Origin of the sequence: Flavobacterium sp. ABG (genome assembly GCF_001027725.1) — a bacterium.
Taxonomy (GTDB): Bacteria; Bacteroidota; Bacteroidia; order Flavobacteriales; family Flavobacteriaceae; genus Flavobacterium; species Flavobacterium cupriresistens.
Map to the genome: position 1 here is coordinate 34937 of NZ_LEKS01000014.1, position 13020 is coordinate 47956.

At 36.7% G+C, this 13020-nt stretch carries 10 protein-coding genes; 6 read left to right on the forward strand and 4 right to left on the reverse strand.

Annotated elements, in window-relative coordinates; genetic code table 11:
• Positions 1–49 precede the first annotated feature (49 nt).
• Together AB674_RS14900 and AB674_RS14905 are read left to right on the forward strand one after the other, a co-directional pair.
• The gene (locus AB674_RS14900) at positions 50–1474 is read left to right on the forward strand and encodes a sensor histidine kinase (RefSeq protein ID WP_047777886.1); all 1425 of its coding nucleotides are present in this window, start codon (positions 50–52) and stop codon (positions 1472–1474) included.
• Complete coding sequence (locus AB674_RS14905) at positions 1464–1859, forward strand: response regulator (protein ID WP_047777887.1); 396 nt, start codon at positions 1464–1466, stop codon at positions 1857–1859. The genes AB674_RS14900 and AB674_RS14905 overlap by 11 nt, the downstream gene beginning before the upstream one ends.
• 12 nt (positions 1860–1871) lie before the next feature.
• On the opposite strand, the gene AB674_RS14910 is transcribed toward AB674_RS14905, so the two are convergent.
• Positions 1872–3020, reverse strand: coding sequence for a peptidoglycan endopeptidase (locus AB674_RS14910; protein WP_047777888.1), 1149 nt, complete (start codon positions 3018–3020; stop codon positions 1872–1874).
• A gap of 394 nt (positions 3021–3414) precedes the next feature.
• Between AB674_RS14910 and AB674_RS14915 the strand changes: the two genes are divergently transcribed.
• From AB674_RS14915 to AB674_RS14930, 4 genes are read left to right on the forward strand one after another with little or no spacing between them, the layout of a single operon-like run.
• Complete coding sequence (locus tag AB674_RS14915; RefSeq protein WP_047777890.1) at positions 3415–4008, forward strand: Crp/Fnr family transcriptional regulator; 594 nt, start codon at positions 3415–3417, stop codon at positions 4006–4008.
• 56 nt (positions 4009–4064) lie between these two features.
• Positions 4065–4682, forward strand: coding sequence for a hypothetical protein (locus tag AB674_RS14920; protein ID WP_047777892.1), 618 nt, complete (start codon positions 4065–4067; stop codon positions 4680–4682).
• Between the two features lies 1 nt (position 4683).
• A complete protein-coding gene (locus tag AB674_RS14925) occupies positions 4684–5184 on the forward strand; it encodes a hypothetical protein (RefSeq protein ID WP_047777893.1) in 501 nt (166 codons plus the stop codon).
• Positions 5181–5579, forward strand: coding sequence for a hypothetical protein (locus tag AB674_RS14930; protein ID WP_047777895.1), 399 nt, complete (start codon positions 5181–5183; stop codon positions 5577–5579). Before AB674_RS14925 ends, AB674_RS14930 begins: the two co-directional genes overlap by 4 nt.
• Before the next feature lie 309 nt (positions 5580–5888).
• Here AB674_RS14930 and AB674_RS14935 read toward each other — a convergent pair whose 3' ends face one another.
• The 3 genes from AB674_RS14935 to AB674_RS14945 all read right to left on the reverse strand — a co-directional run bounded on the left by AB674_RS14935 (position 5889) and on the right by AB674_RS14945 (position 12947).
• Positions 5889–8153, reverse strand: coding sequence for an aconitate hydratase (locus AB674_RS14935; RefSeq protein WP_047777896.1), 2265 nt, complete (start codon positions 8151–8153; stop codon positions 5889–5891).
• A gap of 123 nt (positions 8154–8276) precedes the next feature.
• Positions 8277–11048 (reverse strand): bifunctional aconitate hydratase 2/2-methylisocitrate dehydratase, encoded by a 2772-nt coding sequence (locus AB674_RS14940; protein ID WP_047777898.1) that lies wholly within the window; start codon positions 11046–11048, stop codon positions 8277–8279.
• Between the two features lie 945 nt (positions 11049–11993).
• Positions 11994–12947 (reverse strand): AAA family ATPase, encoded by a 954-nt coding sequence (locus AB674_RS14945; RefSeq protein WP_047777899.1) that lies wholly within the window; start codon positions 12945–12947, stop codon positions 11994–11996.
• Positions 12948–13020: the final 73 nt, after the last annotated feature.

Genomic DNA, 13020 nt, shown 5'->3' on the forward strand with positions numbered 1-13020 from the left:
ACTCATTAAAATAAGGAATCCGAATCAGTAACCTACAAATTAAAAAACTATGTTGAAGGGCCAGGTTTTAAAGAATTTACGTTTTCCAAATGTATTTATACTGCTATTGATTGTATTCATTTCATGCGCTTTATTGATCTGTATTAATTTTTTCACTATCAAAATACTATCCGCCAACAGAGCCTATGTAAATGGGGAATCACATTATTCAAAAGGTCAAAAAGATGCCTCCCGACACCTTATTACTTATCTCTATACCCGCGAAGCTGAACAATGGAAATTATACAATGAAGAATTAAAAGTCCCGCAAGGAGATGGCATTGCCCGTAAAACACTTTTAAAGGCAGGCGATAATATTGCTGCCCGCAAAGGTTTCTTGACAGGCCGAAATCACAAAGAAGACATTGATGATCTTGTTTGGTTGTTCATCCATTTTAAAGAAATTCCTTTTTTGGCAAAAGCCATTCACGAATGGGAACAAGGAGATCAATTAATTGACGAATTATTCGTCATCGGAACAGAGATCAATGCAAAAGTCAAACGCAATATCCTTACCCTCCAGGATCAGCAAAAGTACCTGCTTCAAATTAGCCAAATTAGCGACAAACTTACGATCAACGAACGCAACTTCTCGAACACACTCGGAGAAGGAACCAGGAAAATAAAAACCCTCTTAACGATCACAAATATTTTTTTCATCCTCGTGATCATCTGCAGTGTAAGTTGCTACTACTCGATAATGGTAAGAAGACTGCTTACTTCTAAAAAAGAAATCGAAGTTAAAAACGAAAATCTACTACTGGTAAATCACGAACTGGATCGTTTCGTTTATAGTGCATCGCACGATTTGAGATCACCCATCACGTCTTTGCAAGGACTTATTGAGATTACACAATTAGAAGACAACATCCATCAGATTAGAGATTATCTGACTTTAATGCACCAAAGTCTTACCAGGCAAGATCAGTTTATTAGCGACATTATAGACTATTCCAAAAACAAACGTAAACTTATTATTATCGAACCGGTAAGTCTTCAGGAAATATTTAATGAAGCCATTGCGCAATTGATGCATATCGAAAATGCCAATCGAATCGAAATCAAAAAAGAACTTTTAATTGACGAGATTCAGAGTGATGGCTTGCGTTTAAAAATTATCATTTCAAATTTACTTTCAAACGCCATTAAATATGCAGACAGTAGTAAACAAGAAATGTTTATCTCTATTAAAACTTATATTTCGGATGGTTATAATAAAATTGAAATAGCAGATAACGGAATTGGAATTAAAGATGAATTCAAAGACCACATCTTTGAAATGTACTTTGGAACTAACAAAAACAAAGGCTCCGGATTAGGTCTTTATATCGTAAAAGAAGCCGTCGAGAATATTAAAGGTACCATTTTCGTCTCCTCAGAAAATAGTATTGGAAGTAAATTTATTGTAACAATACCAAACTCAAATGGAACATAAACCTGTATTTTTATTAATCGAAGACAATCTGATCGATCAATTGGTCATTAAACAATTGCTAAAAAAGTTTCTTGATGTGACGGAGGTAAACATTACGAATAATGGTCTGGAAGCGCTACAATGGCTTTCTAACCACAAAAACCTGCAACAGTCCCTGATTATTTTATTAGACATTCAAATGCCTGTAATGAATGGCTTTGAATTTCTGAATGCCTACGATAAATTAAGTAGTGAATTTAAAAAAGAAGTTCAAATTTATGTGCTCTCCTCTACTTTAGACCCGGATGAAATAGAACAAATAAATAAAAATAATTATGTAACGGCGTTTTTAAACAAACCACTACCTATTGAAGAATTTAAAAAATCACTTTTTTCAAAGGCATAGTGTTTGTTGAAATTATTTCAGGACACGATTTACTTGTGAAAAATTCCTTCCGTAATACGCCTCTTTAGTAGAAGAAATCATAACTCCGCCATGAGTTGCGGAATGAACAAATTTAATTTCACCATCGGCTACTTCTACCACCATACCAACGTGATTAATACGACGTCTGCCATTGGTTTTAAAGAAAATCAAATCTCCCTTTTGTGCCTCATCAGCGCTAACTCTCATTCCGATGCGAGACTGCTCAATAGAACTTCGGGGTAACTTAATGTCAAAACCACTAAAAGTTGAAATCATTAAACCGGAACAATCGTAACCTGCTCTGGTAGTTCCACCTGAACGATACCGAATTCCGATATTCTGAGTAGCACTTTCAATTAGTTGATTAACTAAATCGGAATAATTACTAACCTTAATAACTGTTGACGAATCGACAACGACAACTGGATTCTCGGCAATCCCACCAGGAGTTGATGTAGGATCTTTTATTTCAGGAGTAGGTTTTAAAGCTTGTAATGCCTCTGCTTTTTCTTTGGAAGTCTTTATTTTAAGTACATAACCGACCTTCAATCTTTTCTTTATCGCCGGATTCTGTTTCTCTAATTCTGCAACGGTAATCCCGAATTCTTTTGCAATTGCGTATTTAGTTTCTTTAGACAAAACTTCTCTGGCAACCTCAACCTCTTCCGGTTTTGCAGCATCAATAGTTTCAACCGGTTTTTCTGCTTCTGCTACTACTTTGGACGGAATCGCAATCTGCTGTCCTATTTTTAAACCTTCTGTTTCCAAAAGCGGGTTAGCTCCCTTTAACTCTTCTACCGAAACATTGTACTTCTTAGCAATACCCCAAAGTGTTTCTTTAGCAAGAATAATATGCGATCCGGGAGTATCAGCAACTACTGGTGTTTCCTTTTTACTGGCAACCGCTTTTTTACTGGCAACTACTTTCTGCTTTTTGTTTGGAATCAACAAAACCGATTTTAATTTTAGTATCTTAGGACTATTCGGATTTGCTTCAATAATTTCTCTGGTTTTTACTCCGTATTTTTGTGCTATTACTGATAAATTCTCACCTTCTGAAATAATATGTTTCGTATATTTCTCCTGTGAAAACGCACTCAAACTAAAAAAAAATAATACAACAGTTAACCTAAAAATCATTATTTGGGGGGATTTTTTTATTCTCAATTTTGTGTTCCATTAGTAAAAAACACAATTCTATTACTTATAAAGCGAATTTAACTTTTTTAAACAAAAAAGCCTAGCTTTTAACACTTGTTTTTACCGAAATTAACAATTTTACACCAAAACGAGCCTTATTTATATCAAATCCATAAAAAAAAAGCTACTTTTTTTTAGCCGCATCTTCAATTAAGCTTTTAATTCTATTCCATTTTTGTAGTATATTTGAGTAACCGTATTTTCAATGATCAGCAATGACAACTGTCTCAATGCCTGCAAGACCTTGCTGTAATGGAATACGCAAAAACAAATCCAAATCATTTTGCATCAGATATATTTATGAAATGGTGCGCGTTTTTACAATTTCTAACTTATGGAAAACCCACAGGGACTAGAGCAGGCAATAAAATTGGTTAGCGATACTTATTCTCCTTTAACAGAAAACACCAAGGCAGATTTTAAACAGGCGGCTGAACTTTTTACACTCGAAAAATCCACCGTATTGATAAGAGAAGGGGAACATGTAAGCAAAACCTATTTTATTGTGAAAGGTGCTGCAAGGGCATTTTACCTCAAAGACGGCAAAGACATTACCGATTGGTTTGCTTTCGAAAATGAATTTATTACTTCTATTGATGGCTTTTTTCAGGGCACACCGAGTTCTTATTTTATAGAGCTTCTTGAACCCACTACTTTTTTGGAAATATCCATGCAAAATATTAACAAACTATGCAATAAACACCACGATTTTGACCGATTGGGGAGAATGATCACCACCCGAATAATGCTGCAATTACGGAGTCGTATTGTTTCCATTCAATTTGAATCTGCCCAGCAGAAATACGAAAGTTTACTCAAAATCCGTCCCTATATTACACAAAGAGTTCCGCTCACGCACATTGCTTCTTATTTAGGAATCACCCTTGAAACACTAAGCAGAATTCGCAATCCAAAAAACCGAATTTGATTTAAATCAAATGTAATCAGGATTATTAGGCTTTATTTTACAGGAAAAGAAACCGAATGACAATCAAAAAACTACATCGTTTATCCGGAATCACCATCACGCTGTTTGTCGGACTGCATTTATTCAATCACATTTGCAGTATTAATGGCGCAGCAAAACACATTGAAATAATGAACCTCTTGCGGCATTTTTATCGCAATATTTTCGTTGAAACTATTCTATTGGCCGCCGTTTTAATTCAGATTATTTCAGGTCTTACGCTTTTTAGAAAAAGTCGAAAAACTACGATAACAAACTTTGACAAATTACAGATTTGGACGGGGCTCTATCTGGCTATTTTTCTTCTTATCCATGTACCCGTTATTCTCATAGGTCGCCTCTATCTGAATCTTGACACCAACTTTTATTTTGGCGTAGCCGGGTTAAACACCTTTCCCTTAAACTTATTTTTTATTCCTTATTACAGCCTTGCCATTATTTCATTCTTTGGACACATAGCCGCCATTCACAGCAAAAAAATGAAACAGACTCTTGTTGGCATAACACCAAATAGTCAGGCTATATTAATTTTAATGATTGGAATCTGCAGTACTACATTAATACTATATGGACTGACCAATCATTTTAGCGGAGTTGAAATCCCAAAACAGTATCACATCTTAATCGGAAAATAAAATGAAAGTACTCAACATTCATAAACGAGAAATCAATCAACCTATCGAAGAAGTAGCAAAATTGTTTAACACCTTATCCACCGAAAACGATATGCTATTTGCTAATGAAAAATGGTTCTCGATGAAATTAGACAAAGGATTACAAGTAGGTTCCAAAGGCGGGCACGGACCAATACGGTATTTTGTAACAGAATATCTCCCTGGTCAATCCGTAACATTTCAGTTTGACATGACTGGTTTTGACGGATTTCACCGATTTGATTTAAAACCCATAACGATCGACAAAACAGAACTTTCTCATACTATTGACATGAGAACCACCGGAAAAACTTCTTTACGATGGGCAATAGCCATTCGTTGGTTACACGATGCTGTAGTAGAAGATTCGTTTGATAAAGTAGAAAATCATTTTACAAAAAACAAAGTAAATACCCCCTGGAGTTTATGGGTAAGAATACTAAGAAAGACAATGTCCCGTAAACAAAAACAAAGAACAACATGAATATACCTATTTTATTAGCCAACATTCTCACTTTATTCGCATTCCTCATCCACACCTTTATAGGCGACAAAGAATTGAGAACAATAGAACCCAAAGACGGACTCAACGAAAAATACCTAAAGCAGGAAAAATGGACCATGGCAAGGTGCGGATGGCATTGGGTTTCGTTTGACTTATTATTTGCCACCATCGGACTCGGACTAATCAATTTTACCGATTTTTTGATTAGCGAAAGAATGTTACTTCAATTAGCAGCCGTTTATTTTCTGGGATATGGAATAGTGTGGCTAATAGGAATCGCAATCTCGAAAAAATTCCCAAACAACTATTTAAAATTAGGTCAATGGATTTTACTATGGATGATCAGCGGATTAATTTACTGGGGATTAAACTAAACAATTTTATCACAACTTCACAATTGTGTTTTGTAATCATACAAAGGATTATCAAAAAAAAAGTCTCACGCAGATTTTAGCAGATTGAAAAAAAAAAAAAAAAAAAAATCCGCAAAATCTGCAGAATCTGCGTGAAAAATTTTCTTAACTTAATGACATTGAACTAAAGCAGGACGCTATTCAAATCATTTGATTATAGCTATAAAATAACTGAGGCAGCTTACACTATTTTAAACAACCGAAAAAGCTCTTAAATAAAAAACGCACTGTTCACACAGCGCGTTTTTAGTATAATTAAAATCTTAACGATTAAGCTTTTCCGGCAGCAATTAAATTTAATGCTGAACCTGCAACGAACCAACCTATTTGTCCTTCGTTGTACGTATGGTTTGCCAGAATAGTATCTTTAGTACCATCTGCATGAACAAATTCTAAGGTTAACGGTTTTCCGGGAGCGAAAGCAACTAAATCAGTAAAGTTAATTGTATCATTCTCCTGAATTTTATCGTAATCTGCTTCATTAGCAAAAGTCAACCCTAAAAGACCTTGTTTTTTAAGGTTTGTTTCATGAATACGGGCAAATGATTTTACCAATACCGCCTTAACACCTAAGAAACGTGGTTCCATTGCAGCATGCTCACGTGAAGAACCTTCACCGTAATTATGATCTCCCACAACGATAGACGGAACTCCGGCTGCTTTATAGGCACGAGCTACAGCTGGAACGGCATCGTATTCGCCTGTCAATTGATTTTTAACTGAATTTGTTTTTTGATTGAATGCATTTACGGCACCAATCAACATATTGTTCGAAATATTGTCTAAGTGTCCACGGAAACGCAACCACGGTCCTGCCATAGAAATATGATCTGTAGTACATTTTCCGAAGGCTTTGATTAACAATTTAGCACCGGTAATGTTTTTACCATCCCACGCATCAAACGGAGCCAACAATTGCAAACGCTCAGATGTTGGACTTACAACAACCTGAACTCCTGAACCATCAGCAGCCGGAGCCTGGAATCCCGGATCTTCGGCATAAAATCCTTTTGCTGGAAGTTCATCACCTGTTGGCGCTTCAAGCATTACTTCTTCACCGTCCTCGTTGATTAAGGTATCTGTTAACGGATTAAACCCTAAATCACCTGCAATAGCCATAGCAGTTACTAATTCCGGAGAACCAACAAAAGCCAATGTATTCGGGTTACCATCGGCACGTTTTGAAAAGTTACGGTTGAAAGAGTGCACGATTGTATTTCTTTCTTCTTTCTCTGCCCCTTCTCTGTCCCACATACCGATACAAGGTCCGCAGGCGTTGGCAAAAACAGTAGCTCCAATTTTATGAAAAGTTTCAATAAATCCGTCTCTTTCAATAGTAGAACGCACTACCTCAGAACCCGGAGTGATTGTAAACTCGGCTTTGGTTTTTAAATTTTTAGCCGAAACTTGTTTTGCTAAAGAAGCCGCACGAGCAATATCCTCATAAGAAGAGTTGGTACAAGAACCTATTAAACCGACTTGAATTTGCAAGGGCCAGTTGTTTTTGATGGCTTCTTCTTTCATTTTAGAAATCGGAGTAGCCAAATCCGGTGTGAATGGACCGTTTAAGTGTGGTTCTAATTCCGATAAGTTAATTTCGATAACCTGATCAAAATACTGTTCGGGATTAGCATATACTTCCGGATCTCCTGTTAAGTAAGAAGCAACTTTATCTGCGGCATCGGCAACATCTGCTCTGTCGGTAGAACGTAAATAACGTCCCATTGAAGCATCGTAACCAAAAGTTGAGGTTGTCGCTCCAATCTCAGCTCCCATGTTACAAATCGTTCCTTTTCCGGTACAGGACATCGAAGTTGCTCCTTCACCAAAATATTCAACGATAGCTCCGGTTCCTCCTTTTACAGTAAGTATACCGGCCACTTTAAGAATAACATCTTTAGGAGCAGTCCAACCGGATAATTTACCGGTTAATTTCACTCCGATTAATTTAGGAAATTTTAGTTCCCAAGCCATACCGGACATCACGTCAACGGCATCGGCTCCACCAACACCAATCGCTACCATTCCTAAACCACCTGCATTTACAGTATGCGAATCGGTACCAATCATCATTCCACCCGGAAATGCATAATTTTCAAGTACTACCTGGTGAATAATTCCGGCTCCGGGTTTCCAGAAACCAATTCCGTATTTATTTGAAACTGACGATAAGAAATCGAAAACTTCATTACTTTGTGTTTTTGCTCTCGCCAAATCAGTTGCCGCATCTACTTTTGCCTGAATCAAGTGATCACAGTGAACCGTTGTCGGAACTGCCACTTTAGATTTACCGGCATGCATAAACTGTAATAATGCCATTTGTGCCGTGGCATCCTGACATGCTACACGATCGGGCGCAAAATCAACATAATCGATTCCTCTTCCAAACGCCTTAGACGGAGTTCCGTCCCAAAGGTGATTGTACAAAATTTTCTCTGTTAAAGTAAGTGGACGACCAACAATCTTGCGTGCTGCATCAACACGACCCGGCATGTTGTTATACACTTTTCTAATCATTTCAATATCAAATGCCATAATTATAAAATTGTTTTGTTATTTTTTTTTGAACATCCAAGATACGAAAAATAGAGTCGCTATAAAAGAAAAAGCCCGAGTTTGTGACTCGGGCTTTTGAATTATGATTGTTTAATCGTATGCTTATTTCACCAATAACTTGTGAGAAGGTGCAAACTTAGTAAGGTTGATTCCTTCCACAGCTACTTTATATTCTTCGATAGTAGGCGTTCTACCCAAAATTGTAGACAATACTACAACCGGAGTAGACGAAAGTAAAGACTCTCCTTTTTTACCTTCAGAATCTTCTACAACTCTACCTTGGAAAAGACGCGTAGAAGTTGCCATTACTGTATCTCCTTTTGCCGCTTTCTCTTGATTCCCCATACAAAGGTTACACCCAGGACGCTCTAAATACAACATGTTCTCGTATTCTGTACGTGCCGCACCTTTAGGAGCGCTATCGTTAAATTCGAAACCAGAATATTTTTGTAAAACTTCCCAGTCTCCTTCTGCTTTCAATTCATCAACGATGTTATAAGTAGGTGGTGCTACTACAAGCGGCGCCAAGAACTCTACTTTACCGTGTTGCTCTTCAATATTTTTTAACATTTGAGCAAGGATTTTCATATCACCCTTGTGAACCATACAAGAACCAATAAATCCAAGATCTACTTTTTTCACTCCTCCATAAAAAGACAATGGTCGGATGGTATCGTGCGTATATCGTTTAGAAACATCAATATTATTAACGTCCGGATCAGCAATCATTGGCTCAGCAATCACATCAAGATCAACAACAACCTCAGCGTAATACTTCGCATTTGCATCCGGAATTAAAGCTGGTTTCTCTCCAGAAATAATTTCTGTGATTCTCTTATTTGCTTTATCAATTAATCCTTGAAGAACCTGATTTTCGTTATCCATACCTTTGTCAATCATGATCTGGATTCTGCCTTTAGCAATTTCCAATGATTCGATCAAAGTATAATCTTCAGAAATACAGATAGAAGCTTTTGCTTTCATCTCTGCAGTCCAATCTGTAAATGTAAAGGCCTGATCTGCATTAAGAGTTCCGATATGAACCTCAATGATTCTACCTTGGAATACATTTTCACCTCCAAATTTCTGAAGCATTTGAGCCTGTGTAGCATGAACCACATCACGGAAGTCCATGTATCCTTTCATGTCCCCTTTGAAAGTTACCTTCACTGATTCAGGGATTGGCATTGAAGCTTCACCTGTAGCAAGTGCAAGAGCCACTGTTCCGGAGTCAGCACCAAAAGCAACACCTTTTGACATTCTTGTGTGTGAATCACCACCAATGATGATCGCCCACTCGTCTATCGTGATATCATTAAGTACTTTGTGAATTACATCCGTCATAGCATGATAAACGCCTTTCGGGTCACGAGCTGTGATCAAACCGAAATCATTCATAAATTTCATCAATTTTGGAATGTTTGCTTGTGCTTTTTTATCCCAAACCGAAGCCGTATGACAACCTGATTGGTAAGCACCGTCAACGATTGGTGAAATTACGGTAGCCGCCATAGATTCTAATTCCTGAGCAGTCATAAGACCAGTCGTATCTTGTGAACCTACGATATTTACTTCTACACGTACATCTGAACCTGCATGTAATGCTTTATTTGAAATGGTACCAACAGCATTTCTGTTAAAGATTTTCTCAACTGCTGTAAGACCTTGCCCTTCAATAGAAATTTCTTTTGATGGAGCATATACAAGTGGAAAATCAACTCCTAAAGTCTTAGCTGCAAATGTTTGAAGTTTTTTACCAAATACAATCGCGTACGAACCACCAGCTTTAATGAATTCCATTTTCTGAGGAGTAAATGCCTTAGAAATGTCAATCAGCTCTTGGTCGCCTTTATATAATTTTTTCTCTTTAATATTGATTGTAAGAACCGTTCCTGTTGCTACAGAATACGTTTCTTCTAAAATTGGCTCATCATTTTCATTACGAACGATATTACCATCAGCATCAAGCTTTTTAACCCAGTTCTTAAGGTCAAGACCAATACCACCCGTAACGTCAACCGTAGTTAGGAAAATCGGAGAAATACCGTTTGTTCCCCCGACAATTGGAGCAATATTTACGAAAGGAATATATGGACTTGCTTGTTTACCGGTCCAAAGCGCCACGTTGTTTACACCTGACATTCTTGAAGAACCAACTCCCATTGTTCCTTTTTCTGCAATCAACATCACACTTTTATCTGGATGTTGTGCCTGAAGTGCTTTAATTTCCTGTTGTGCCTGAGGCGTAATCATACATTGTCCGTGAAGTTCACGGTCTGAACGAGAGTGCGCCTGATTACCCGGAGAAAGTAAATCTGTTGAAATATCTCCCTCACCGGCAATAAAAGTAACGATCTCTACTTTTTCTGCAACGTCCGGAAGTTTTGTAAAAAACTCCGCTTGTACGTAGCTTTCAAGAATATCTTTAACTATTTCGTTACCTTGCTTGTAGGCTTCCACTAAACGATCTGTATCTGCTTCGTAAAGGAAAACCTGAGTTTTAAGAACTTTTGCCGCTTCTTTTGCAATAGCAACATCATTACCTAAAGCCAAATCAAGCAATACCTCGATAGAAGGTCCACCTTTCATGTGCGATAATAATTCAAAAGCAAAAGCAGGTGTGATTTCTTTTACTACAGCTTCTCCCAGGATGATCTCCTTTAAAAACTTAGCTTTCTCACCAGCAGCACTAGTAGTTCCAGGTAACGTATTATAAATAAAAAATTGAAGAGAATCTGCTCTATATGGATTCTCCAAATCTTTAATTTGTGCGATGATTTCGCTTACTAATTCAGCACCATCGATAGGCTTCGGGTGAAGACCCTGACCTTTTCTTTCTTCGATCTCTTTAATGTAATCGTTATACGTATTCATAATATATAGAAGTCTTTTTGTTTTTTTGTACGCAAATTTAAATATTAAAGACGAGAATTAAAAAAAATATAATAGAAGTCGGCTTTTCAAAAATTATTATTGCTAAAAAACGATTTTCACTGCCATTTTTTGCTAAAATTTCAATTTTGTATTAAAAAAATGATTTATTACTATTTTAAAATCCTTTCTTTATTAAAGTCGAAATCGGGTGTTGCAGACTAAGGTCATTTTAAAGCCTTTTTAAGTAAAGAACCTTTCTAAATTAGTATCTATAACGTTATAGTAGGTATTTTTACCCCCTGTCATAACCTTTGAAGAGCAAAACTTTGCAGTATTCTTTTGCTTCTTTTTCTAAAATCAAATTTTAGAAAAAGAAGGATCAAGTCCAAAAATTCTGAGGAAGTAAAAACCTCGCAGAATTGCAGTAAAGTTAAAAAAGATTAAACGCTCTGTTTGTCTTTTCTTCCGACGAAGCAGACGCCAATAAAAACGAATAGACCAAGTAAATCAAACGAGAAATAATATTATATCGCAAAATTGTCTCCTTCCTCTTTACGAATTAAATCTGACAGGTTTTTGAAACCTGTCAGATTTGACTTTTGGGTAATTACTTCTATTTTAAAATTAGATTTAAGGAAAGGTGTCTTTTGTATTGTACGAACTAATTTCATCCGAAATGAAATTAGTTCAAAAAATAAGAGCTAAAAAATCGACACTAAAAATAGCGAACCTTCGATACGAAGACCAATTAAACGAAATAGCCCTCACATAGATCAAGCCACACGATATAGTAGCTTCCCCAAAAGGTTTTTCCTGCGATACCCCACAACTTTTGGACTTGATTCCCCGTATTGGCGACATGTAACCACAAAAACAAACTAAAACAAAAAGCCCAAACCTGAAATACGTATCGGTTTGGGCTTTTATATCTGTTTCGCAAATAAATTACATCAATTTCTGTATGATAATTTCTTCTGTAATTCCTTCAGCATCGGCTTTGTAATTTTTAATAATTCGATGTCTCAGAATTCCAGTTGCAACTGCTTTTACATCTTCAATATCCGGAGAGAATTTACCTTTGAAAGCGGCATGTGCTTTTGCAGCCAAAATTAAATTTTGAGAGGCTCTTGGTCCTGCTCCCCAATCCAGGTAATTTTTTACAAAATCATTTGACAGAGCATTGTCCGGTCTTGTTTTACTAACCAATGTTACGGCATACTCCACAACATTATCCGCTACAGGAATTCTGCGAATCAAATGTTGAAAATCGATTATTTCCTGTCCCATAAACAATGGATTTACATCCGTTTTAACATCCGATGTTGTGCGTTTTACAACCTGTACTTCCTCTTCAAAACTAGGATATTCTAATTTTATAGCAAACATAAAACGATCCAACTGCGCTTCCGGTAGCGGGTAGGTACCTTCCTGTTCAATTGGGTTTTGAGTTGCTAAAACAAAATAAGGCAGATCTAACTTGTGATTTTCACCCGCTATGGTTACCGAACGCTCCTGCATGGCTTCAAGCAAAGCGGCCTGTGTTTTAGGCGGCGTTCTGTTGATCTCGTCAGCCAGAATAATATTAGAGAAAATAGGCCCTTTTATAAATTTAAACTTTCTGTTTTCGTCTAGAATTTCACTCCCCAAAATGTCCGAAGGCATTAAATCGGGTGTAAACTGAATTCTTTTAAAATCCAATCCCAAAGCCTGTGACAAAGTATTAATCAATAATGTTTTTGCCAATCCCGGCACACCTATTAAAAGTGCATGTCCACCGGAAAAAATACAGATCAAAATCTGATCGATAACTTCATCCTGGCCTACAATAATTTTCGCTATTTCTGTTTTTAGTTCATTTCTTTTTTGAACTAAATTATGAATTGCTGTTACGTCAGACATTTAAATATATTTTAAAATTAAAAAGAGTTAGCTCTATGAATTCATAAAACTAACTCTTTTTCTTTATTTAATA